The sequence below is a fragment of the Celeribacter marinus genome (assembly GCF_965656515.1).
GTDB classification, from domain to species: Bacteria; Pseudomonadota; Alphaproteobacteria; order Rhodobacterales; family Rhodobacteraceae; genus Celeribacter; species Celeribacter marinus_D.
The window spans coordinates 14,311-37,963 of the sequence record NZ_CBFHKW010000012.1 but is presented as its reverse complement, the minus strand read 5'-3'; the positions used below and the strand labels follow the sequence as shown (position 1 = coordinate 37,963).

The 23,653-nt window shown below is 54.2% G+C and carries 23 protein-coding genes and 1 pseudogene; 12 read left to right on the top strand and 12 right to left on the bottom strand.

Translation table 11 applies throughout. The annotated features are described in order from the left end of the window. Nucleotides 1–10 precede the first annotated feature (10 nt). Nucleotides 11–910, top strand: a complete 900-nt coding sequence (locus ACTG34_RS04635) for a dihydrodipicolinate synthase family protein (protein WP_439103835.1) — start codon at nt 11–13, stop codon at nt 908–910. A 67-nt stretch (nt 911–977) separates the two neighbouring features. On the opposite strand, the gene ACTG34_RS04630 is transcribed toward ACTG34_RS04635, so the two are convergent. The 5 genes from ACTG34_RS04630 to glnH all read right to left on the bottom strand — a co-directional run bounded on the left by ACTG34_RS04630 (nt 978) and on the right by glnH (nt 5,062). Beyond that, on the bottom strand, nt 978–1,922 hold the full coding sequence (locus tag ACTG34_RS04630) for a MurR/RpiR family transcriptional regulator (RefSeq protein WP_439103834.1): 945 nt from the start codon (nt 1,920–1,922) through the stop codon (nt 978–980). Next, nucleotides 1,870–2,892 carry a C45 family autoproteolytic acyltransferase/hydolase gene (locus tag ACTG34_RS04625; RefSeq protein ID WP_439103833.1) on the bottom strand — a complete coding sequence of 341 codons (1,023 nt, stop codon included), beginning with the start codon at nt 2,890–2,892 and terminating at the stop codon, nt 1,870–1,872. The genes ACTG34_RS04630 and ACTG34_RS04625 overlap by 53 nt, the downstream gene beginning before the upstream one ends. Beyond that, nucleotides 2,882–3,610, bottom strand: a complete 729-nt coding sequence (gene glnQ, locus ACTG34_RS04620) for a glutamine ABC transporter ATP-binding protein GlnQ (protein WP_439103832.1) — start codon at nt 3,608–3,610, stop codon at nt 2,882–2,884. The genes ACTG34_RS04625 and glnQ overlap by 11 nt, the downstream gene beginning before the upstream one ends. Then, a complete protein-coding gene (gene glnP, locus ACTG34_RS04615; protein ID WP_439103831.1) occupies nt 3,607–4,263 on the bottom strand; it encodes a glutamine ABC transporter permease GlnP in 657 nt (218 codons plus the stop codon). Before glnP ends, glnQ begins: the two co-directional genes overlap by 4 nt. Before the next feature lie 61 nt (nt 4,264–4,324). After that, nucleotides 4,325–5,062 carry a glutamine ABC transporter substrate-binding protein GlnH gene (glnH, locus tag ACTG34_RS04610; RefSeq protein WP_439103830.1) on the bottom strand — a complete coding sequence of 246 codons (738 nt, stop codon included), beginning with the start codon at nt 5,060–5,062 and terminating at the stop codon, nt 4,325–4,327. 118 nt (nt 5,063–5,180) lie between these two features. Between glnH and ACTG34_RS04605 the strand changes: the two genes are divergently transcribed. Both ACTG34_RS04605 and ACTG34_RS04600 read left to right on the top strand, forming a co-directional pair. Next, nucleotides 5,181–6,506, top strand: a complete 1,326-nt coding sequence (locus tag ACTG34_RS04605) for an aspartate aminotransferase family protein (RefSeq protein WP_439103829.1) — start codon at nt 5,181–5,183, stop codon at nt 6,504–6,506. After that, entirely contained in the window at nt 6,503–7,252 is a 750-nt protein-coding gene (locus ACTG34_RS04600) for a 3-keto-5-aminohexanoate cleavage protein (protein WP_439103828.1), read from the top strand. The genes ACTG34_RS04605 and ACTG34_RS04600 overlap by 4 nt, the downstream gene beginning before the upstream one ends. A gap of 332 nt (nt 7,253–7,584) precedes the next feature. Here ACTG34_RS04600 and ACTG34_RS04595 read toward each other — a convergent pair whose 3' ends face one another. Further along, the gene (locus ACTG34_RS04595) at nt 7,585–8,460 is read right to left on the bottom strand and encodes a hydrogen peroxide-inducible genes activator (RefSeq protein ID WP_439103827.1); all 876 of its coding nucleotides are present in this window, start codon (nt 8,458–8,460) and stop codon (nt 7,585–7,587) included. 104 nt (nt 8,461–8,564) lie between these two features. On the opposite strand from ACTG34_RS04595, the gene ACTG34_RS04590 reads away from it, so the two are divergent. The 3 genes from ACTG34_RS04590 to ACTG34_RS04580 all read left to right on the top strand — a co-directional run bounded on the left by ACTG34_RS04590 (nt 8,565) and on the right by ACTG34_RS04580 (nt 11,400). Further along, entirely contained in the window at nt 8,565–9,209 is a 645-nt protein-coding gene (locus ACTG34_RS04590; protein WP_439103826.1) for a peroxiredoxin, read from the top strand. A 358-nt stretch (nt 9,210–9,567) separates the two neighbouring features. Further along, nucleotides 9,568–10,941, top strand: a complete 1,374-nt coding sequence (locus ACTG34_RS04585) for an SLC13 family permease (protein ID WP_439103825.1) — start codon at nt 9,568–9,570, stop codon at nt 10,939–10,941. A 180-nt stretch (nt 10,942–11,121) separates the two neighbouring features. Further along, nucleotides 11,122–11,400 carry a DUF3817 domain-containing protein gene (locus ACTG34_RS04580; protein ID WP_439103824.1) on the top strand — a complete coding sequence of 93 codons (279 nt, stop codon included), beginning with the start codon at nt 11,122–11,124 and terminating at the stop codon, nt 11,398–11,400. A 74-nt stretch (nt 11,401–11,474) separates the two neighbouring features. Here ACTG34_RS04580 and ACTG34_RS04575 read toward each other — a convergent pair whose 3' ends face one another. After that, nucleotides 11,475–13,625 (bottom strand): esterase-like activity of phytase family protein, encoded by a 2,151-nt coding sequence (locus ACTG34_RS04575; protein WP_439103823.1) that lies wholly within the window; start codon nt 13,623–13,625, stop codon nt 11,475–11,477. Between the two features lie 303 nt (nt 13,626–13,928). Between ACTG34_RS04575 and ACTG34_RS04570 the strand changes: the two genes are divergently transcribed. The 5 genes from ACTG34_RS04570 (at nt 13,929) to ACTG34_RS04550 (ending at nt 19,128) form a co-directional block, all read left to right on the top strand. Beyond that, a complete protein-coding gene (locus ACTG34_RS04570; RefSeq protein ID WP_439103822.1) occupies nt 13,929–15,233 on the top strand; it encodes an extracellular solute-binding protein in 1,305 nt (434 codons plus the stop codon). 72 nt (nt 15,234–15,305) lie between these two features. Next, entirely contained in the window at nt 15,306–16,187 is an 882-nt protein-coding gene (locus tag ACTG34_RS04565; RefSeq protein ID WP_439103821.1) for an ABC transporter permease subunit, read from the top strand. An 11-nt stretch (nt 16,188–16,198) separates the two neighbouring features. Continuing rightward, nucleotides 16,199–17,080, top strand: a complete 882-nt coding sequence (locus ACTG34_RS04560) for an ABC transporter permease subunit (protein WP_439103820.1) — start codon at nt 16,199–16,201, stop codon at nt 17,078–17,080. 9 nt (nt 17,081–17,089) lie between these two features. Further along, nucleotides 17,090–18,130 carry an ABC transporter ATP-binding protein gene (locus tag ACTG34_RS04555; RefSeq protein WP_439103819.1) on the top strand — a complete coding sequence of 347 codons (1,041 nt, stop codon included), beginning with the start codon at nt 17,090–17,092 and terminating at the stop codon, nt 18,128–18,130. Then, nucleotides 18,127–19,128 carry an endonuclease/exonuclease/phosphatase family protein gene (locus ACTG34_RS04550; RefSeq protein WP_439103818.1) on the top strand — a complete coding sequence of 334 codons (1,002 nt, stop codon included), beginning with the start codon at nt 18,127–18,129 and terminating at the stop codon, nt 19,126–19,128. The genes ACTG34_RS04555 and ACTG34_RS04550 overlap by 4 nt, the downstream gene beginning before the upstream one ends. Before the next feature lie 274 nt (nt 19,129–19,402). Here ACTG34_RS04550 and ACTG34_RS04545 read toward each other — a convergent pair. Continuing rightward, nucleotides 19,403–20,551 (bottom strand): annotated as a pseudogene (locus ACTG34_RS04545) (alpha-D-ribose 1-methylphosphonate 5-triphosphate diphosphatase); the annotation flags it as partial. A gap of 71 nt (nt 20,552–20,622) precedes the next feature. Between ACTG34_RS04545 and ACTG34_RS04540 the strand changes: the two are divergent. Continuing rightward, nucleotides 20,623–21,312, top strand: coding sequence for a DUF1045 domain-containing protein (locus ACTG34_RS04540; protein WP_439103817.1), 690 nt, complete (start codon nt 20,623–20,625; stop codon nt 21,310–21,312). Here ACTG34_RS04540 and phnN read toward each other — a convergent pair. From phnN to ACTG34_RS04520, 4 genes are all read right to left on the bottom strand, one after another. Beyond that, a complete protein-coding gene (phnN, locus tag ACTG34_RS04535; RefSeq protein WP_439103816.1) occupies nt 21,288–21,836 on the bottom strand; it encodes a phosphonate metabolism protein/1,5-bisphosphokinase (PRPP-forming) PhnN in 549 nt (182 codons plus the stop codon). The genes ACTG34_RS04540 and phnN overlap by 25 nt on opposite strands. Continuing rightward, the gene (phnL, locus tag ACTG34_RS04530) at nt 21,836–22,519 is read right to left on the bottom strand and encodes a phosphonate C-P lyase system protein PhnL (RefSeq protein WP_439103815.1); all 684 of its coding nucleotides are present in this window, start codon (nt 22,517–22,519) and stop codon (nt 21,836–21,838) included. The genes phnN and phnL overlap by 1 nt, the downstream gene beginning before the upstream one ends. Nucleotides 22,520–22,522: 3 nt before the next feature. Further along, on the bottom strand, nt 22,523–23,296 hold the full coding sequence (gene phnK, locus ACTG34_RS04525; RefSeq protein WP_439103858.1) for a phosphonate C-P lyase system protein PhnK: 774 nt from the start codon (nt 23,294–23,296) through the stop codon (nt 22,523–22,525). A 5-nt stretch (nt 23,297–23,301) separates the two neighbouring features. Next, on the bottom strand, nt 23,302–23,653 hold a 352-nt coding region (locus ACTG34_RS04520; RefSeq protein WP_439103814.1), incomplete at its 5' end, for an alpha-D-ribose 1-methylphosphonate 5-phosphate C-P-lyase PhnJ.

Below are 23,653 nucleotides of genomic sequence, written 5' to 3'. Positions count from 1 at the left end.
AGGCCACCCTATGGCTTTGACCCTCGACCAAGCTCTCACGGGCATCTCCGGCATTCTCGTCACCCCGTATGATGAGGCGGGCGATATCGATCCCTACCGCCTTGCGCCGATCATTGACCGCGCCTTAGGCGCAGGCATGCACATGCCAGTGGTGAACGGTAACACGGGCGAATTTTATGCCCTGACCACCGATGAGGCCTGCGCGATGGCGCAAGAAGTCGTCGACATGGTTGACGGGCGCGCGCCCGTATTGGCGGGTATCGGACGCGGTGTTCGCGATGCGATCACATTAGCCAAAGTATCGGCTGAGGCGGGGGCCACGGCCTTAATGGTTCATCAGCCACCAGACCCGTTCGTCGCCCCGCGCGGCGTGATCGACTACCTCAATGCCATCGCGGACGCATCGGGTGGATTGCCGATGATGGTATACCTGCGCAACGATACAATCGGCACTGGCGCAATTGCGGATCTGTGTGCGGTTGAGGGCGTCAAAGGCGTCAAGTGGGCCACACCAAACCCGATGAAACTGGCCGCCGCCAAAGCGGCGTGTGATCCAAGCATCGTTTGGGTGGGCGGCTTAGCTGAGGTCTGGGCACCAACGTTTTACGCCGTTGGCGCGCGTGGATTCACATCCGGCCTGATCAACATCTGGCCCGAGCGTTCAGTTGCGATCCACGCCGCGTTGGAAGCTGGGAACTACCCCAAAGCCAACACCTTAATTGCCGACATGGAACCCTTTGAGGACGTGCGCGCCCAAGAGATGAATGGTACCAACGTGACGGGTGTGAAAGCTGCGCTGAAAGCTATCGGCAACGATTGCGGCCCCACCCGCGCACCCTCCGCATGGCCCCTCACCACCGCGCAGCAAGCGACGATGGAAGGCTTTTTGAAAAGCAACAAGCTGATCTGATGTTCGTGAGGCCACAAGACCCGACCAACCACACGACCGTTTCAACATCACCGTTTTTTGTCAACGCTCAACGGTCTTCGATACTCAGGCGCTGGATCAGCGCCTGACGGGCGATTAGGGCTTGCTCTGTTTTATCAGAGTCGAATGCGGCGACCGCGTTGATGATGCATTCGGCAGCCGCAAAATAGCTCGTAATCGAGTTTGATATGAAACTGCTCTGATGGGGCACAAAAATTGCAATTTTCGCGTTCGAGATGAGTGGTGAGCTGGCAAGGTCTGTAATGGCAATGACATCAAGGCCCTGCTCGTTCGCCACCTGCGCGGCAAGCGCCACTTGGCTCGAGTACGGCGCAACGCTCGCTACGATGCAAACATCTCCGGCCCCCATGGCACCGATTTCCTCGGCGACCCCTAATCCGTTTGCATCGAGAAGAGACACGTCGGAACGGACCAAACGAAGGCCGTAGGTCAAAAAAGCCGCGAGAGAATGAAACTGTCGGACGCCATAGACGGTGACACGCCGCGCGTTTGAAATGAGACCAATCGCGCTCTCAAAGCTCCCAGTGTCTAAGTTATCTACAAAATAATCTATGTTTGCCTGATTTTCGTGGCACAGCTGAGCGGCGCGCTGTTTGATCGGTTGATCTGCGTTTGAGATCACTGATTGAGCCTGGTTCAGATAAAAAGATCCTGGTTGTTGCAGCCGCGTGGCCAACAATGCCTTTTGAAAGGGACCGAAACCGGAATAACCGAGTGCCCTAGCCAATCGCGTGATAGTTGACGGATTCGTATCTATGCGCTCCGACAGCGTTGTAATCGACAATAAGTCATTACTATCTTGGATATCCAAAATTTTACCAAAAGCATCACGGGCTTTCGCCCCGAGCCGAGGCCGCGCATCGCCCTTTGTGATAGCGATAAGGACAGCGCGTAGCTCTTCAATATTGCTTGGGGCATTCTTAGGCAGGCTCACGTTCGCTTTGGTGGGCTGCTCGTCCTTCTTTGTCACCATAGATCCTCCACTCGACCGCAGATTTAGAAACAATAAACAAGCATGTTGCAAGCGTGTTTTCTTGATCAGGGTCGTCGGGGGCATCCCTACGGATCGGCAGGCCTGGACCGGAGGTGTCGCGCAAAATATCGATATCCGCCATGCGGGGATTTAATGTGAGCCGCTCGACGGTCGTTTGCCGGTCACTTGAAGACTGGGTCACAATCTGCCCGTCCGCGGCCAAATGTAGAGCATGATTGGCATGACCACTTCGTGACATTATCTGAGAGACCGACACCTTTCCACCGCCATATTCGACACTGAGCAGGTTCGGGTTGCCTGCTTGAGCGAGTGTCATATGGAACCCTCCACAGCCCGGCTCGTTGGACAGAACATCCAACGCGTTTTCCAGCGAATTCGAAGCCAGAACAGCACGCCCCAAGATCATCCGGGGTATTTTTGCTTCGACATTTCGCAACCGTAGATTATTCACGGCTTGCACCAGACCAGCATCATTCCAGCCAAACGTGTGACCCGCGACTGACCCCGGATAACAAAACGCTCGGAACGCCGTCGACGATTGCGGACGCGCGTCAAGAATGAAGCAATAGCCTCGAAAGAATGGCAATCCATCTTCATTGTGACTGATCTTGATTTCATCTCCCGGAGTCTGGATCGTGGTACAGCCATCGGGGACCGAGGCAAGTATGTCCCCACGGCAATTCCATGCGAACACGTCCTTTAACGGCAATTGCAAACCCAAGGCCAAACCACGAATTTCATCATAGAACTCTGGGAACCGCATCTGGGTGTTTCGCATCAATCGGGCAACTGTGTTTCCATGATCAGGTGATGTAACTGCTGACCATATGTCAGAGTGAATCAAATGCGTATGAACAGCCTCACGCCCCTCTACGCCCATAGCATGCCCAATTTCAAACGACGTGCCGGAGACCTTTAGCCAACCGATAGGGTTCATGCTATTCGACATGGCTAAGAAAGTCCTTCATGCGCGGGTTCGGAGGGGAATCTATTACGGTGCGCGGGTCATCATCTACGGCGATTTTGCCGTGTTCCATAAAGATCAACCGCGTGCCAACCTGTTTTGCAAAACTCATCTCATGAGTGACGACAACCATCGTCATCCCCTCTTTGGCAAGTTGAAGCATGACGTTTAGGACTTCATGCTTCAATTCAGGATCAAGTGCTGAAGTCGGCTCATCGAACAGCATCACCTTTGGCTTCACAGCCAATGCGCGTGCAATTGCAACGCGCTGTTGTTGCCCACCTGACAATTCGGCAGGAAAATGACCGCCCTTGTCAGACAGTCCCACTTTGTCCAGTAGCTCTTTTGCCTGCTTTTCGGCCTCGGCCTTAGCGAGACCACGCACCTTGCGCGGCCCAAGCGCCACGTTTTGCAAGGCTGTCATCTGTGGGAAGAGGTTAAACTGTTGAAAGACCATACCGGCCTCTTGCCGGATTTCGCGAAGTGTTTTGCTGCCTGCATTGACAGAAAGTCCGTCAACGATCAAATCACCGCCAGTGATGGTCTCAAGCCCGTTTATACAGCGCAGTAATGTAGACTTTCCCGAGCCAGAGGGGCCGATCAAAACCACGACTTCGCCCTGCTCGATAGACAGGTCGACATCGGTCAGAACCTCCAAGGGGCCAAAGGCTTTGGATGTCTTTTTAAATTCAATAAAGCTCATAGGATTTTCATCCTCTTTTCAACGGCACGCAACGCGATTGTCATGGTGCCAGTCATCATCAGATAACAGATCGCAACAGCGGTCCAGATTTCCACCGCGCGAAAGTTCGCCGCCATGATTTCTTGTCCGGTACGGGTCAATTCACCAACACCAATCACGATGAACAATGATGTGTCTTTCAGGCTAACAATAAACTGATTGCCAAGCGGAGGGATCAAGCGGCGAAAGGCCAAGGGCCCAACGATATAAAGCAAAACCTGCCAATGTGGCATCCCGATAGCGAGACCAGCCTCGGTCAAGCCCTTGTGAATGGACAAAAACGCGCCTCGAACGATCTCGGCAATATAGGCGCCTGCATTCACCACAATCGCTAATACCGCCGCAGACATCGGATCAATTCGAATATCGGCCAAAACAGGCAGAGCAAAGTAAAGAAACATGACCTGCACAACAATCGGCGTGCCGCGGATCAATTCAATATAAGTGAAAGCGATGGCGTTGAGGAACTTGTTGCCATAGGCGCGCATCAATCCAGCAATAACGCCAAGAATGATCCCCCCGATCAACCCCAAAACTGTGATGTATATTGTGACCTTAGACCCCGCAATCAACTGCGGGATAAAGTCGAACATGATTGACCAGTCGACCTGCATGAGGTGCCCCCTTTATTTGGATTACCCGCGCCATTTCAGGCGCGGGTTGGTTATTTTGAATTTAGTTGGAAGGCGCTTTTCCGAACCACTTGGAAAAGATCGCGTCATAACGCCCGTCTGCCTTCATCGCGGCTAGAGATGCGTTCACGCGCTCAACCCACGCGCTACCTTTTGGAAAACCGATGCCATATTCATGCGCCAACATCTGCGCACCAACGGCTTTGACGTCACCGTTTCCGGCATTTGCGATGTAGTAAAGTACATTCGGCGTGTCATGCATGGCAGCGTCCACACGACCGGTGCGTAATTCAAGATAGGCGTTATCGATGTTGGGGAACAAGCGCAGCTCACTATCGGTGAAGTTTTCATTAGCATAATCGGCAGCAGATGTACCGGTTTTCAACGCTACAGCTTTGCCAGCCAAATCAGCCTCACCAGTGATATCGCTGTCAGACGGAACCATCAAAAGAAAGCCGCTGTCGTAGTAGCCATCGGAAAAGTCGATAACTTCCTGACGTGACTCCTTGATTGTGATGCCGGCTAAAGCTACGTCGACTTGACCGGTCTGTAGGGCGGGAATGATGCCGTTAAAATCCATTGGGCGCAGCTCATATGATACGCCCAGATCTTTGGCGATTGCGTCCCACATATCGATATCAAAGCCGACATACTCGCCGTCCTGTTTGAACTCGAATGGCACAAACGCAGTGTCAGTTGCGACAATCAGATCTTCAGCAACCGCGCTCGTCGCAGTAATCGCAAGGGCTGCCGCAGCAGCTAGTTTCTCGATGATATTCATGTGTCCTCCCTAGGATTGAACGGACCTCTTGTCCTACATCAATCTGTATGCAAAATAATTTGCAAGTAAACACAAAATGCAAATATGATTACCTATCAGCCAGAATCGGAATGCAAAAATGACTGCTGTTTTCCATCGTACATCCCACGCCAAACTACCCACCGCCACCTTCGGAGATGGGTGTTATATCATTGATAATACTGGGAAGAGATACCTTGATGCCTGTGGTGGGGCGGCGGTGTCATGTCTTGGGCACTCGAACCAAATCGTACGCGATGCGATGCATGCCCAGTTAGACCAAATCGCCTATGCCCATACAGGCTTTTTTACATCTGAGCCGACAGAATCACTTGCCGATCTGCTCGTGATGCACGCGCCTGACGGCATCGATCACGCCTATATCGTTTCAAGCGGATCCGAGGCGATCGAGGCCGCGCTCAAACTCGCACGCCAGTATTTTTTGGAAAAAGGTGAGAGCACACGTCACAGGATTATCGCGCGCCGCCAAAGTTATCACGGCAATACGTTGGGCGCTTTGGCCGCCGGTGGCAATGCGTGGCGGCGAAAGCAGTTCGATCCGTTATTGATCGAAGCAAGCCATATTGCTCCGTGCTATGCGTATCGCGAGCAAGATACCGGCGAGACTGAATATGAATATGGCCAGAGGGTTGCAAATGAGTTGCAAGCCGAGATCGACCGCTTGGGACCAGAAAGCGTCATGGCGTTTGTCGCAGAACCTGTGGTTGGAGCGACACTTGGCGCGGTTCCTGCCGTCGACGGCTACTTCAAGCGTATCCGCGACATCTGTGACGCCAACGGGATTTTGCTGATCCTTGATGAAGTTATGTGCGGCATGGGGCGCACCGGGCATCTCTTCGCGAGTGAGTACGATGGCATTTCACCTGACATTGTCACTATAGCCAAGGGGTTGGGCGCGGGATATCAGCCGATTGGCGCGATGCTCTGTTCATCTGAAATCTTCGAAACGATTGCAAATGGCAGTGGTTTTTTCCAACACGGTCACACCTATCTTGGCCATCCAATGGCAACGGCCGCAGCGAAAGCGGTTGTCGCGCAGTTGACGGGAGGCGAACTCATCCCACGTGTGCAAGTCATGGGTGATCTATTACAGTCCCGCCTTGAAGAGAGGTTTGGCCAGCACCCGAACATCGGCGACATCCGTGGACGTGGCCTGTTTAGAGGTTTGGAGTTGGTCGCTGATCGCGGCACCAAAGATCCTTTTGATCCGTCCCGAGCGATAAATAAGAAAATAAAAGCTGCCGCGATGGAAAACGGGCTGATGTGCTACCCGATGGGAGGCACAATTGACGGGCAGCGAGGTGATCATGTCCTATTGGCCCCACCATTCATCATAACAGAGGATCAGATTGGAGAACTGGTCGAAAAACTGGATCGCGCGATCGCGATGGCATTGGCATCATGAGGCCGTTGCCCCGTATCATGGTCGCCCCCAATGGGGCGCGCCGCACCAAAGCAGACCACCCTGAACTGCCCATCACCGTTCAAGAAACCGTAAAGACCGCCGTCGCATGTTGGAGCGAGGGCGCCACCGGGCTGCATGCTCATGTACGAGATGCAAACGGTGCGCATATTCTTGATGCGGGGCTTTACCGTGAAGTAATCGCTGAGATGGCTATTTCGTGCCCAGACATGCTCGTACAGATCACTACAGAATCTGTGGGGAAATACACGCCATCACAACAACGTAGGCTCGTGCGCGATGTGATGCCCGTAGCGGTATCAATTTCGATCCGCGAGATGTTAAGCGAAGGGCCCGTCCTCGACTTTTACCATTGGGCGCATGAGTCAGACATTGCGGTGCAACATATACTGTATGATCAGGCGGATCTCGCGCTGCTAAAGCACGAGATCGTGTCGGGTCGCATCCCGACAGAGAACATTCAAGCGCTACTCGTTTTGGGGCGTTATACCGATGGCCAATACTCGAACAGCAATCTGTTGGCGCCATTGGTCGAACAGCTAAGCCAAGTTGCACCCGACGCGGATTGGGCCGCCTGCGCGTTCGGGAGAACCGAAACTGAATGTTTGCGGTGCGCCTTTGATCTGGGAGGCAAAGCACGGGTCGGATTTGAAAACAATCTCTTCGCTGCAGTCGGAAATTTGGCGGCGAATAACGCTGCTCGTGTTGCCGAGATCGCTCAACTCTAAGGCCTATTATTTCGTCTCTAATTCTCATCATTCACCCTTGGAGGGCGTATAGGAAGGAACCCCAAGCCCAAGCCGCGGGGGCACAAGCAGTCAAGAAAGGGTTGCACTCACATACAATGCACGCGTTGACCGCATTCACTGAGGAGGCCCGCTCGGCAGATAAACCGGACCTGTGCGTTTCTATCGTCACAGGCCGCTTGGCATTCAACGAAACGTCGATGCACAGAATGTGTAGGCAAACTTGGTTCTCCGCCGCGTAGCCCTCAATCAGCACCTCGTGCCGAAAACATTGGACACTCCCGTTTCGGTTTCACGCGCGATGTCAATTTCACTTAGTTTAAGCTTTTCAGAAGGTTGCCAAGGTTCTTGAATAGCGCATCACGTGCCGACCCCGGCCGCCATGCGAGAACCACGTGACGCGGGCAGGCGTCGGGGAGCGGAGTAAGCCGAACGTTGCTACCTCCCGCGACGCCTGCTTCGACTGCAAGGTTCGGCAAGAGGGTTACGCCCAGTCTTTCTGATACCATTGCAATCAACGTCGTGAGGCTGGTCGCAGAGAAGCTGTCTTGCACGGACAAATTGTGGCTGGGATATGCCTCCAATGCATGGCGCTGGAGACAATGTCCTTTCTCGAGCAGCATGAGTTGCCCGCCTTCGGTCAACATCTCAACGTCACGCGTGACTGGCCAATCGGCGGGTGTGGCCAGTTGATAGCCGTCCGCAAAGAGCGGCATGATTTCCAAGGCACCTGTGTCAAACGGGAGCGCGATCAGTATCAGATCAAGACGCCCCGCAGTAAGGCCCTCAATCAGACTCTCGGTCATCTCTTCGCGCAGATAAACGCGAAGATCAGGGAACATATTTCGGATTACAGGCAACGCCCGCGGCAACAGGTACGGGCCAATCGTTGGGATCGACCCAAGTTTCAAATCGCCCTCAGACGGATTGCGGTGGGCCTTCGCTACGGTCTCAATCTCTATGGCGTCCAGTAAGAGTTGGCGCCCGCGGGCTGTGATCTTCTGGCCAACAGGCGTCAGCAGCACGCTTTGACGGGTGCGTTCTATAAGCTGTACCCCAAGGCGGTCCTCTAGTTCCTTGATGCCCGCGCTGAGAGTGGGTTGGGTTACAAAACAGATTTCAGCCGCCCGTGAGAAATTCAGCGTCTCGGCCACAGCCGTCAGATAGCGTATTTGGCGAAGCGTAATCATTTATAGATTATATCTATCATAATTAGTTTTATATTCAATTTCCTCTATTTTTGTCTAGCAGCTATTTCTGGATCATCGAAACGCTGACACGAAGGACAGCCCAAATGACCGACCAGATCCACGCCGCAGGTGCTCGCCTGAACGAGCCCGCCCCCGCATTCGACGCTCCTACAACACATGGCCGCAAAACCCTTGCAGATTATCGCGGCAAATGGCTGGTGCTGTTTTCTCACCCTGCGGACTTCACACCCGTTTGCACAACAGAGTTCATCGGCTTCGCCAAGAAGCAGGACGAATTTAATGCCCGCAATACAGAGCTGTTGGGCCTGTCCATCGACAGCCATTACAGCCACATTGCTTGGATGCTGAATATCAAAGAAAAGTTCGGCGTCGAGATCAAGTTTCCAATCATCGCCGACCTCAATATGGCGGTCGCACAGGCCTACGGGATGATTCAGCCGGGCGCGTCAGACACCGCCGCTGTCCGCGCAACGTTCCTGATCGACCCCGAAGGCGTCCTGCGTGCGATGGTCTATTATCCTATGAATGCTGGTCGTTCGGTGGATGAAATTTATCGCCTGCTGGTTGCCATGCAAACGGCAGATGAAAACCAATGCGCAATGCCAGAAAACTGGAAGCCGGGTGAGCCAGTGATTGTTCCGACGCCAGCAACCCCCGAGGCTGCGATGGCCCGTGCCAGCGAAGGCCACCACACTGTGGATTGGTACTTCTCAACCCGCACACTTTAACGCGACTGGCGGGCTCTTTGAGCCCGCCTTTTGCCGCCGGAATTTTAATAATGCTGCCAAATGGAGTGACATCAAACTTCGAGGAGAAAGCCGATGAGCAATCCGATCTTAGAGTTGGTCTGGATTCTGGACACGCATCTCTAGCCGATCAATGTTATGTGGTGCCATGATTGAAGGCCCAGACTGGCGCGCCAACAGCAGTTGGTGAGAAAGTCAAAGGGGTCAACGCTTACAACTTTGACCGAGAGGAATCGGTGGCATTTTGCCGCGTTGGCACGATTGGACGTCATATCTCATTGTGATGACATTTCATCCGCTTAAGACATCCGCAAAACACTCAATTTACAAAGTGACTCTCATGACACGTGCATCAAACCTTATCTTCATATTGGCCGTCATATTGGCTGCATGGGCGGCAATCGCGCAGCCTGCGGGGATGACGGGTGCGCAGGCAACGACCTTTGGTGTTGTGCTTATCACCTTGGCGATTTGGGGCACGGGCGTGATGCCGGGATACGTTGGGTCCACGTTCCTGTTTGCAGCGTTGATTTTGGGTGATCTGGCGACACCGCAAGAGGTCTTTTCGAGCTTCTCATCAACCGCGATCTGGCTGGTAGTGGCGGGATTTGTCATCGGTGCTGCAATTACCCATTCGGGACTCGGCGCACGAATGGGTGCGATTGCGCGACCGCATCTTTCTAAAAGCTATGCAACTTTGATCATAGGTCTCATGGTGTTGGGGATGATGCTCGGGTTTGTTATGCCGTCATCGTTAGGGCGGGCTGCGGTCTTGGTCCCTGTTGGCATGGCCCTTGCGGATGCATTCGGGCTTGGAAAAGGAACAAAAGGACGCACAGGCGTCGCAATTATTATCGCCATCGGCACGAATATGCCTAGCTTTGCGATCCTACCATCCAACATCCCCAACATCATCCTGTCCGGCGTGGCCGAGCAATCCTTCGACATACATTTCAGTTATAGTGATTATTTGTTGCTACACTACCCTGTGCTGGGACTGCTGAAATCGGCTCTCATCATTGGACTTGTTCTGTATTTCTTTCCGGCACAGGTTGAGGCCAATGTGATCCAAACTGAACACGGGACAGCAGGCAAAGAGCGCCAGACCATACTGATGGCAATCTTGTTGTTGACGCTTGGTCTTTGGGCAACAGACCAACTGCACGAGATCAATGCGGCGTGGGTCGGCTTAGGCGCGTCTTTGGTTTTGATGGTGCCGCAATTGGGTTTCGTGCCACCGCCAGTTTTCAAATCATCTGTCGATTTCTCAATGCTGCTATTCGTGGCGGGCGCTTTGACGCTTGGAACCATAGTCCAGTCCAGCGGCTTGGGCGACATTATTGCAACTCAGGCCTTCACCGTTCTGCCTTTGAAAGCCGGACAAGACTTCATGAATTTCATCTCGCTGTCGCTCTTGGGAACGGGCACTTCGATTTTCACAACAGCGCCTGGTGCGCCAGCTGTTCTGACACCGCTTGCAGCAGACTTGGCCGAAGCCACGGGCTTCTCGCTCACCGCGGTGTTGATGACACAAGTCATCGGCTTTTCCACTGTAATCTTCCCTTACCAGGTTGGACCCCTGATCGTTGCAATGGGGCTTGCAGGGGAAAAAACACGACCACTGCTGAAGCTTACAGTGACCGTTTCAATCATTACGCTGCTTGCGCTTGTGCCGCTTGATTTCTTGTGGTGGAAACTTCTCGGCGTCATATGATGTCGACCTATGCAGTCGAAAGGGCGCACGCATAACTTTAATCTTCAGGAAAAGATCGGGTGTTTTTGGGGGGGAAGGAATCGGTTTCCGGACTTAGTGCCGCATTGCCGTCCCTCTCAGCGCTCAGTATCGGTGCCACACGTTCGGTTAGGGGCGGACCATCAAACTGGAGTAGATCTAATGAAATGGCTTCAACGTGCAGCGATGCTCGAGGGGCTCACGCTCATAATATTGGTGTGTGTTGCTGTGCCGCTCAAATACTGGGCAGGCTTGCCAGGGCTGGTCTCCATCATCGGACCGATTCACGGCGCTGCCTTTACCGGATTTGTGGTCATGATCGTTTATGGGCTCGGCACACAACTGATTGGGGTTTGGGGCGGCTTGCGTCTTTTTATCGGCGCGCTGATCCCTTTTGGCGGTTTTGTCAACGAACGCTGGTTGGGCAGCCTGCGCAAGTAAGAGCCATGATATGGAGCTCGGGGTGCGGCGATGCGCGATATTTGTTGCGCATCGCCGCTTCCAGCTTTTGAGGCCTAGAGGCTTCCAAGGGTCCAGAAGAACGTTTCTCCCGAACTATCGTCGACGCCATCATTGTCGGTGCTCGCCCAAGCGGAGCCATCCGCAAAGATCGCCAGACCTTCAACTTTGTCGACGACATAGCCGTTGTTGGCCTCCAGCGCAGGCATCAGGTCCATGACTGCCTCTTTTCGGACGACTGGGAGGTCGCCGCCAAGCGCCGCAGGAACCATCTGGTCGCCTGAGATGCGGTAAACCATCTTGATCGCAGCGTTCGCGCCGATCTGGTTGTCGCGTTCGACCACGTAGAAATCACCATTATAGGCGACGATCTCGGAAAGGCCGACCCAACCAGTATCGACCGCGGCTTTCGGATACAGAACTGCGCCCCATTCGTCGGTTTCGATCTTGTAGGATACCAGCTTGACGTGATCAGCGGGATCATCCGCCCATTCGCGCTGAACCGCCATCCACAAGGTGCCATCCACCAATGTGATACCTTCAAATCCAAAACGACGCTCAACCGCAAGAAGTTCGGGGGGCAGCGCAATTTCTTTCTCGATCTCTCCATTACTGTTCACATGATAGAGCCCATGGGGGATCATCCGGTCTGTGCGCCCTTCGGACGCTACCCAGAACCCGCCCTCGCCATCTAATGTGATGCCTTCGAGATCGAGCTTTTGGGCCGCGAACCCACCTCGAGTAACGGGCAAGGCAGCGGTGATCTGTGCAGGAGTTACAGTGGTATCAATGGTGAAAATCGTTGGCTGATAGCCATAGAAGCTGTCGTTCACGGCATAAATTAAGCCATTTTCGCCTGCGACCATGCCCGAGATGGCTCCCCAGCCAATCAACTCATCTGCTCCTGCTGAGGTCAATTGGGGATAAGTGGCGGGCGCGTCTTGGTATTCATAAATCATGACATGGCTACGAATCCCGCCACCTTCGATTAGGTCGGCCTCATTTGCAGTGATGAACAACCCGCGCGACGGGATTGCGATGGCCCCTTCAGGTGCGATCCCCGATGGCAACATTTGGGTTAAGACCGGGGCGGTTGGGTCGGTGACATCGTAGACGCCAACGATTGAAGCGCGTTCTGCCAGAATGAACGCATAGGGCGTATCGTCAAAAACGCCGAACTCCATACCCTCGGGCTCTACACCCTTCGCGTCGGACCGTTTGTCAGGGTAATGTCCGTGCTGGACGACTGCGTGCTCAAAGCTGTTGCCCGCTTCATAAACTTCGGTGCCGTCTTTGTGGAAGATGGTCCAACCGCGTGCGCCCCCGTTCATGTCGCCTTCGTTAGCGATGGCGAAATGATCGCTGTCGATCCACTGAACGCCGTCCGGTTCGCGCAAGCGGCCCTCTTGCGACTGGGTGAATAAAAGCGCGCCACGTTCGTCCGTGGTGTCGATGTCGGTCAGATCAACGGCGCCCGCCGAAAAGTGACTGAGGATCTCGCCCGTCTTGTTCATCACGACGATATGATTGTTTTCCTGCATTGTAACAACGATTTCGCCCTCGGCGTTTACGTCGACAAATTCGGGCTCGGGGTCATTCGCACCAATGTCAGCCAAGCCGTTAACGTCAATCTGCACCATGCTTTCACAGTCGGGCATGCCGTCCGTGATGTCGAGCGTGACGACAAAACCACCAGGCATCTGGCCAATACCACCGTCGCCTAGGCCCTCATCGCGTTCGTTTTCAATCGCGATTGCGATAAAGCTGCCGTCAGGTGCGATTGCTGTGCTGTCAGGCTGTCCGCCCAAATCGCACGCGGCGACTTCGATCCCTGAGGTGATATCGAAGGCCTTCAACAGTCCCGACGGCGCTGTATAGCTTTCTGACGTATTCACGCCGGTCATGGCGATGTTGCCGAGCACGGACACGGCAGTTGGCTCGCCACCGACATTGATGTTACCTAAGGCCGCGGGGGCGCTAGGATCGGTGATGTCGATCATACCGATCACGCCAAGCGGGCTATCGGAATAGACCAAGGTCATGCCGTCACCAGACGCGCCAATAATTTCGGCGGAGGATGCCGCCGACACATCTGCATTATTGTTGAAAGTCGCAAAGCTTGCGATGCGATTGAAGTTCATCTCCGCGAGTGCGCCTGTAGCAGCAAGCGCGAAAGCCGACGTCATGCCGATAAGTTTGAATGACATTCTATTTCCTCAATATAAATGGATTACCGCACATAGAATGGGCAGTTTCGTAAATCTGGCGTGACAAAATCATGACGCACCGATGAAACATCGCCGTAGCTTGCCCGCCGTTACAAAACCCAAACAAATCCTTCACATCGCCGTCATTTCATCATCGTAGCGGTCATAGCATGCGGACGATCTGCATTTCCGTCAGGCGGGACTGTCTCGGCTATGACGAGTTTTCGAATTTTGGGACGCATCAAGCACCCATGACATAAGAGCCAGCCATAGGCCGGCACTACATGAAACCGGAGTAAGATCATGAAGAACATCGCGATAAGCTCAGCTGCTGCGCTGAGCATGTTGGCAAGCACAGCATATGCCGAAACTGAAATCACTTGGTGGCACGCAATGGGCGGGGCCCTCGGCGAAACGGTCAATGAAATTGCTGAAGGTTTCAATACAAGCCAAGACGACTACAAAATCACGCCCGTCTTCAAAGGCACCTATGAGGAAGCCCTGACGGCAGGTATTGCCGCTTTCCGCGCAGGCGAGCAGCCAAACATCATGCAGGTGTTTGATGCTGGCGCCGCCACCGTTATTGCGGCCCAAGGCGCCACTGTTCCAGTTCAAGATTTGCTCGAGGCCAATGGCGTAGACTTTAACATCGAAGACTACATTTCCGGCGTGCGTTATTTCTACGCGGATGCGGATGGCAAAATGATCGGTATGCCGTTCAATTCGTCGTCGCCAATCATGTATTATAACGTGCAAGCACTCGAAGCGGCCGGCGTCACCCCCCCAGTCACTTGGGAAGAGTTTGAAACGGTCACAGCGCCCGCTTTGAAAGAGGCAGGCTACACCGCAATGGCGCAGTCGCATCTGCCATGGATCTTCGTCGAGAACTTTATGTCCCGCAACGATCTCCCATTTGCGACCAACGCGAACGGGTATGATGGCGCGGACGGGACGGAGATCCTCGTCAACGTTGACCCTCTAAAGGCGCACTTCACGGCATTGACCAAGTGGCAGGACGCTGGATATTTCGAATGGTTCGGCACAGGTTGGAATGACAACCAAACACCGTTCGAAGAAGGCGAAGTTGCGATCTGGTTTGGCTCATCTGGCTCCTTTGGTGGCCTGTCTCAAAAGGACCTCGGCTTTGACTTCTCTGCGACCTACCTCCCCTATTGGGAAGCGATCACAACTGAACCAAAGCAAACCTTCATCGGAGGCGCGGCCCTGTTTGCAATGTCAGGTCAGCCTGACGACGAAAACGAAGCAACTGCGGCGTTTTTTGAATACCTGACGTCGCCAGACGTTCAGTACATGTGGCACCGTGAAACAGGCTACGTGCCGATCACAACCGCAGCCTATGACATGGCAACAGCTGACGGACATTATGACCGTTTCCCTGCCGCTGAAACAGGTATCCTGCAGCTGTCTTTGGACGCGAGCGAAAACACGCGCGGCTACCGCATGGGGTTCTACGTTCAGATCCGTGACGTAATGAACCGCGAGTTCGGCCGTATCCTGACAGGCGAAACCTCTGTCGATGATGCCTTTGATACAATCGAAGTTGAATCGAACGAGCTATTGGCCCGTTTTGCACAGACCCAAAACTAAACCGTACAGGTTTAATATTGGCGGCCGCACCAACGTGCGGCCGTCGCCCATTCAAAGCTCCTCGAGGACATTATGAAACGAGCAGGCTTCGCCACACGTTGGCTTCCGGTCCTTTTGTTGTTGCCACAGTTGGCTATTATCGCCGTGTTTTTCTATTGGCCCGCCGCACATGCGGTGCAGTCGTCCTTCTACCTCGAAGACCCCTTCGGGTTCGGCGCCAGCTTTGTAGGGTTTGACAACTACACACGCCTGACAGCCAGTTCTGAATATGAGCGAATTGCAAAATTCACGCTGCTGTTCACGGTGCTTGTGACGTTCTTTTCCCTCGCGCTTGCGTTGTTACTGGCGGTTAAGGCCGATAACGTGATCCGCGGTGCGAAAACCTACCGCACGCTTTTGATGTGGGTCTATGCTGTGGCACCGCCTGTCGCGGGGTTTATCGGTCTTCTGATGTTCAACCAAAACTGGGGACCAATGGCAGAGCTTGCAAAATCCCTTGGGTGGGATTTCAAACTCGGCGTGAATTTCGCAGACACCGCCACGGCGATGGTTCTTGTGGCGGTCTGGAAACAGGTTCCGGTGAACTTCATCTTCTTCCTGTCAGGTCTGCAGTCCATACCTAAATCCGTGCGCGAAGCGGCCTTAATTGACGCAAAGTCATCCGTCCGCCGGTTCTGGGATGTAACATTTCCTCTCCTCGCGCCCACCGGCTTCTTTTTGCTGATCATCAACATAACCTACGCCTTGTTCGACACCTTTGGCGTTGTTGATGTGTTGGTAAAAGGCGAGCCGGGCAATAACCCGATGACGCTTGTTTACAAGGTTTATGTCGACGGTTTCCGTGGCAATGATATCGGGGGATCATCGGCACAATCGGTCATCTTGATGGTGCTTGTCCTCGCGTTGACGATCTTCCAGTTCCGGCTGGTGGAGCGCCGCATCCACTACACATAATGGACCGGATCATGACCGACACCACTCACATCCCAATCGCTAAACGCCGCCTGAAATGGGGTCGCGTTTTGGATCATGTCATCTTAATTCTCGGGTCACTGTTTTTGCTGGTGCCCCTTTTGATGGTGCTTCAAACAACAACCACAACCGATCTTGAAACGATCAAGAACGGCCCTGAATTCGTCATCGGCGACCAGTTCGACGACAACTTCATATCCGCCATGTTTCAGGCCTCAGGTTTTTCGGGTGAAAATACCGGAATGCGGATGCTGATGAACTCGCTCATCCTTGGTATCGGCTTTGCTTTGGGCAAGATCGTCATTGGCATGATGGCTGCCTATGCGTTGGTTTATTTCCGTCTGCGGTTTGCGACCTTTGCCTTCTGGCTGATTTTCACGACGTTGCTGCTGCCGCTCGAAGTGCGCATCCTGCCATCTTACGAAATCGCACAAAAGCTTGGGCTGCTTAACACCTATACCGGCCTTATTGTGCCCCTTATTGCATCTGCCACTGCGACGTTCTTTTTCCGCCAATTTTTTCGGTCCGTACCCGAGGAACTGGTCGAGGCGGCGCGCATTGATGGGGCTGGGCCGATTAAGTTCTTTGTCGATATCCTTGTGCCGCTATCGCAGACCATGATCGCAGCCATGTTCATCATCATGTTTGTCTATGGCTGGAACCAGTATTTGTGGCCGACAATGGTGACAACTGAAGAGGGTATGTACACGCTCGTGCGCGGGATCAAGCAGCTAACCCAAGATCTTGAAGGCACCAATATCCCCGAATATGGCCGCGCCAATATGCTGGCACTAATCGCGATCCTGCCGCCCGTGTTGGTCGTGATCTTTTTTCAAAGCTGGTTCGTCAAGGGCCTGACTGAATCCGACAAATAGGAAGAACCAATGGCGCAAGTATCGCTCAGTAATGTCCGCAAAGTTTACCCCAACGGGTTTGAAGCTGTTGCACCCACAAGCTTTGACATCGCCGATGGTGAATTTGTCGTGCTGGTCGGACCATCGGGCTGTGGCAAGTCGACACTCTTGCGCATGGTCGCAGGACTGGAAGAAATATCCGAAGGAGCATTATCGATCGGGGATCGCAATGTGAACCACGTCGATCCAGCAGATCGCGACATTGCGATGGTGTTCCAGAATTACGCGCTTTACCCCCACATGACTGTGCGCAAAAATATCGGCTACGGATTGAAGAACCGTAAAATCGCCTCGTCCGACATCGAGGCGAAAGTTCAAACAGCTGCCAAAATGCTCAACCTTACTGAGTTTCTGGATCGCAAGCCGAGCCAGCTGTCTGGTGGCCAGCGCCAACGGGTCGCAATGGGGCGCGCTGTGGTGCGTGATCCTTCGCTGTTCTTATTTGACGAACCGCTGTCCAATCTCGACGCCAAATTGCGGCATCAGATGCGGATCGAGATCAAGGCCCTGCAGCGCCGACTTGGTGTTACCTCGATCTATGTAACTCACGATCAGGTCGAAGCCATGACCATGGCCGACCGTATCATTGTACTGAACGCAGGCCGCATCGAACAGATCGGCACCCCCGCCGAGATCTACCACCGCCCTGCATCGACCTTTGTTGCCAGCTTCATGGGCGCGCCGCCAATGAATCTGCTTGCTGGCACAAGCGTCGGCGGCTGTGTAGATTTGAGCGACGACATCAGCGTTGCGGCCACGGCCGCAGTCGGCCCCGTCATCTTGGGCATCCGCCCCGAAGATATCGAGATTGGACCCACCTGCGAGATCTCCTTCACGGTCGATATCGTTGAAGAGTTAGGCGCACACCGTCTTTTGCACGGCCAACTGGATGGACAAGACCTCACTATCCATGTCGGTAAGGATGTGGTCGTCTCCGCGGGGCCGATCCGGATGTCGATCAATCCGGACGCTGTAGTTTTGTTCGACGCAGAAACAGGTCTGGCGCTATGATCACAACACAGGTGGCAGACCTTCCGCCAATCACCGAGGCCGAACGGCGTCGCATTCTGGACGCGCCGCGAACTGCTCAAGCGCACAGCGCCTTGCTGGCGCAGATGCCTGCGATGAATGCCGTACAACTAGGGGGAACGGCCGCTGCGAACACTCTTCCGCCTCAGTTTACGGTCGCGGCGTGGAATGTGGAACGCTGCCTGTTTCCCGAAGAGACCGCTGCCCATCTTGGGCCCGTGGCTCCAGACATTGTTCTACTATCAGAGGTCGACCATGGCATGGCCCGCACAGGTCAGCGCCACACCACCGAAGTCGTGGCGGCACAGCTGGGCATGGCCTACGCCTTTGGGGTCGAGTTTCACGAACTCGACCTTGGTGGCGCAACCGAACGTGCATTCTGTCGCGACGATTTCAATGCGCTCGGCTGGCACGGCAACGCGATCCTATCGTCGGTCCCGTTTGAGCGCACCGCACTGATCCGATTAGATGACCACGGGCATTGGTTCGCCCGCGGAACGGCAACTGTAGACCCGGAACAACCTCGACTTGGTGGACGCATGGCGATCGCTGCGGTGATCCCAACACAAAGCGGACCTCTATGTGTTGTAAGCACCCATTTGGAAAGCAATGCGGATGCGGCGCACCGGCACATGCAAATGCAACGTTTGCTCGGCGCAATAGACACCTTCGCGCCTGACATGCCAGTCGTTCTGGGCGGAGACCTGAACACAGGAAACAACATGCCCCCGCATTTTGACTGGCGTAATGAAACCTTGTTTTCATTCGCCGAGGACCGTGGCTATAATTGGGATTTTACAGCGCCCGGAAACACGACACGCCCTAGTCTTATCACGCCCCACCCAGATCGGGCGATGAAGCTTGATTGGATCGCCGGCCGTCGATTGAAGCGTGTGGACAGCGGCCTTGTGGCGTCGACGATGGATAGCGGAAAGCCACTATCTGATCACGATTTTGTCTGGTGCACGGCCGAAATTTGAAAGCAATTGCGATGGTATTGACACCTCCTCAATCCGCACTTGCACATCTAAATCTAGCACTCTGCTTTTTCGGTACCTTTCCATCTGAACCGCCCCTTGTTTGTCGCAGACCCAGGCGTAAGGATACTGGGTTATAAAAAGAACCAATGTGGAAACAGATATCACCTGAAGTACGCGAACGTGCTGCACGAACCAGCAGGTACACGACACATCGCGTTTGATGCTAGATGGATCAAACACAAGCGGACTCGTTCCAATGCAATCACTGCTTGCATCAACTCACTTGACGACCATGACACCAGACGCCCCGAATAACAGGGCTACCTTCGATACGAGCGATGCGCACAATATCCGCGTGCAAGCCTACTTTGAGCACCCCGCGATCGGCAAAGCCAACGGAGCGCGCTGGTGTGGACGTTACAGTTGCTATCGCGCGCGGCAAATCATCCCATAGATCAGCCAGTAAAAATGCCGACGATAACAACGCATAAGGCACGTAATCAGATGAAATGATATCTAGCAATCCTCGCTCAGCCAGTTCATGTGCCGCAACATTGCCAGAATGCGAGCCTCCACGGATCAGGTTGGGGGCCCCCATCATAACCGAAATCCCATGCGTTTTACAGGCCTGTGCAGCCTCGACTGTAGTGGGGAATTCAGCCACCCGCACACCGTAGCCTTTTGAGATGTCAACGTGATCGGCTGATGTGTCATCGTGCGATGCCAAGACAGCACCCAGACGCATTGCTTCGCGTACTGTAACCTCTTCGTGTCGCTCGCCATACGTTCCGCGAAGAGTCATCAGATGCTCCACATGTTCATCAAAGTCATGATCAGTGAGGCCGCGCTTCTTTTGCAAATAGGTCTTGAGGGCGGTTAAATCGCGAAATTGGCGTTGTCCGGGGGTATGATCCATCAACGATACAAGCCCCACGCGATCTTCAGGACCAAACTCGGCAAACTCGGCTTCAAGCGTTTCAGAGCACACTTCAGCGCGCAAGTGTAAGTAGTGGTTTATCTTCAAAGCGCCCTTTGCACGCAATTCCATGACCTCAAGCGAAACAGAGCGGGCATAGGGGAGATAACCAAGATTATCTTTGTGAATCGACCCAATCCTCATCGCATCGAAAACCGTGGTAATACCTGCAGAAGCCAATTCAGCATCGTGCGCGAGAATAGCCGCCGCATGTGGCCAATCTACTTTTGGGCGCGGCTCAAGGTGGCGCTCAAGATTATCTGTATGCAGCTCAACCAGTCCAGGGATTAAGATGTCGCCACAGACGTCAATGGCATCGGCAGTATTTGTGTTACCCGCCGTGATTTCTACAATCTTGCCGTTTGATACACGAAGGGTTCCGTGGATCACCTCGTGGTCGCTTACGATGCGTGCGTTTGAAAAAGCGATATCGGTCATTGATTTATCCTGAGTTGCAGTCTGCGACTTGCCATGTCTTTGTCACGAGGATGTGACACTTCGCCGGTAAATGTAACGCCATGACAGAATATAAAAGATTTGCCGTTTATTATGCCCCGCCTGCGGGACCGTTTGCTGACGCTGCGGCGGCTTGGCTCGGATGGAATCCTTCGAGCGGGCGCACAGTCCCACATCCCAATTGGGGTGGGTTGCAACAGCCGATCAATGCGCTGACGCAGCAGCCGCGCAAATACGGATTTCATGGCACTATCAAGCCGCCTTTTCGCCTCCAGTCGGGAAAGACACGTTCGCAACTGGTCGAAGAAATGTCGACATTGGCGGCGCGCCTTTCCCCCGTGCAATGCGACGGTCTGCAATTGCACTGCATCGATGGATTTTTGGCCCTCACGCCAACGAGTAATATGGCTCCATTGGCGCAGTTGGCCGCAACGGTTGTGAAAGACTTGGATCATTTTCGTGCCGAAGCAAGTGCGGCCGAACTTACGCGTCGGCGCTCCGCAGGACTGTCGGCAGCCCAAGAGGCCAATCTCGTCAAGTGGGGCTATCCCTATGTGATGGAGCAATTCCAGTTCCACCTGACATTGTCCGGCAAACTCGATCCGACCGACGTGCAAAACGTTACGGGGATATTGGACACGCATCTTTTGCCCCTCACGCCACGCCCGTTTGAGATCAACGAACTGTGCCTGTTTGGCGAAGCGGAGGACGGGCGGTTTCATGTTGTTCACCGCTCTACGCTTTCGGGCTGAAGAGCGGTTAGGAACGCGGTTACTGCCGCGCCCAAATCACGATCATTCGAAACTTGTCGCACAGGCAAACCAGGAGCAAGGTCATATTCGGCCCGCGCCAAACGCCCCTCTATATCAGCTCGACTTTCGCGGCCTCGTGCAGCCAGACGCCCGGCCAGAGTTGCGGGCGATGCTGTCACAAGAATAACAGACAGGGTCGGATAGATTTCATAGGCATGGGGTAAGATGGCGCGAGAGCTGTTGAAAATCACATCCCGTCCTTGGCGCATTGCGGTCTCGATCGACAGCGGCACGCCATATGATAACCCGTGCGCATCCCAGTAGAGCGCAAATTCCCCTGCCGCGCGACGGCGATCAAATTCGGCTACTGTGACGCCATCAAAGTCTTCCCCACCTGACTCAGTTGGGCGGGTGATGACACGGCGGGCTTTGAACAGATCAGCTCGCACCTGCATTGCTGCGTCTATCAACGTGTCCTTGCCTGCCCCTGACGGGCCGACAACGGCGAACAAGCGACCTGTCATTATGCCACCCGCTCAGGTGTGAAACAGGACACATCGATTTCGCGGTCGGCCACGCGGTCGCGTGCGGGTTGGTCGTGGAAAATTCCGATGATCGCCGCACCGCGTGACTTAGCTTCCTCAATCAGGCTCAATACGGTTTCTCTGTTTGTTGCATCAAGTGACGCGGTCGGCTCATCCAAAAGCATTGCTGGATAGGTATGGGCAAAACCACGGGCGATGTTGACTCGCTGTTGCTCGCCTCCCGAAAATGTTGTGGGTGACAGACCCCATAGTGTTTGTGGAATATTGAGCCGCGTTAAAAGATCGCGGGCGCGCTCGAACGCAATGTCTTTTGGGACGCCAATTGACAAAAGCGGTTCTGCTACAACATCCAGTGTTGCCACACGTGGCACCACACGCAGAAATTGCGAAACATAGCCGAGTGTTTCGCGGCGCAAAGCGATGATTTGGCGCGGTTCGGCCTGTGCCACGTCCACATCGCCGACCACGATCGACCCAGAGGTCGATAAATAGTTGCCGTAGATCAGCCGCATAAGCGTCGACTTGCCGGCACCCGAGTTTCCCGTAAGTGCCACGCATTCGCCATGCTCGACGTTAAATGTTGCCCCGTCCATAACGCGGATCACCGCACTCGACTGGTTGTGGAGGGTAAAGGTTTTAGAGACGTTTTGAATACGGATCATGGGTCACACCTGCAAGACAGAGGAAACAAGAAGTTGAGTATAGGCGTGCTGTGGATCATCGAGCACTTGGTCGGTCAGACCCGCCTCGACCACGCGCCCCGATTTCATGACCATCAATCGGTCGGCCAAGAGGCGCACCACCGCGAGATCGTGCGTCACGATAATGGCCGACAATCCCATTTCGCGTACAAGGCCGCGCAAGAGATCAAGCAATCGGGCCTGCACCGAGACATCTAGTCCGCCCGTGGGTTCATCCATGAATACCAAGCGCGGTCCCGTAACGAGGTTTCGCGCGATTTGCAGACGTTGCTGCATCCCGCCAGAAAACGCCGAAGGCCGATCGTCGACGCGGTCTTCAGATATTTCTACGCGACCCAGCCAATCTATGGCCTGCGCGCGGATGGTATCATAGCGCCGCGCGCCCACGGCCATCAGACGCTCGCCCACATTGCCCCCCGCAGACACCGACATGCGTAACCCATCGCGCGCATGTTGATGGACAAACGCCCAATCGGTGCGCGATAGCATGCGTCGCTCGGGTTCGCTCATAGCGAGCGTATCGCGCAACCCACCCGTGCGCGTGTCAAACAATACCTCGCCGGCATCAGGAGCTAACTGTCCGGCGAGGCAGCTGAGCAATGTGGACTTTCCCGAACCGGATTCTCCCACAATGCCCATAACTTCCCCTGGGTAGAGATCAAACGAAACATCGGTACAGCCGATCCGCGTGCCGTAGGATTTGGCGACATCACGGACGGACAAAAGCGGTGTGGGCATATGGATCATTGTGTGACCTCCTGTGCCGGCGAAAGACGACCGCGACAGCCATCACCCTGACGTTCGCCGCAATAATCGGTGTCGGAGCACACAAACATGCGCCCACCCGTATCGTCTATAATCACCTCATCAAGGTATGTGTGATCGGCTCCGCACAGATCGCACGGATGATCGGCCTTTGATGGATCAAACGGATAATCCTCGAAATCGAGCGACACGACTTTCGTATACGGTGGGATAGCGTAAATGCGTTGTTCGCGCCCCGCCCCAAACAATTGGATTGCTGCCATTTCAAGTTTGGGATTGTCGAACTTTGGAATGGGCGAGGGATCCATGACATAGCGCTCCTCCACCTTC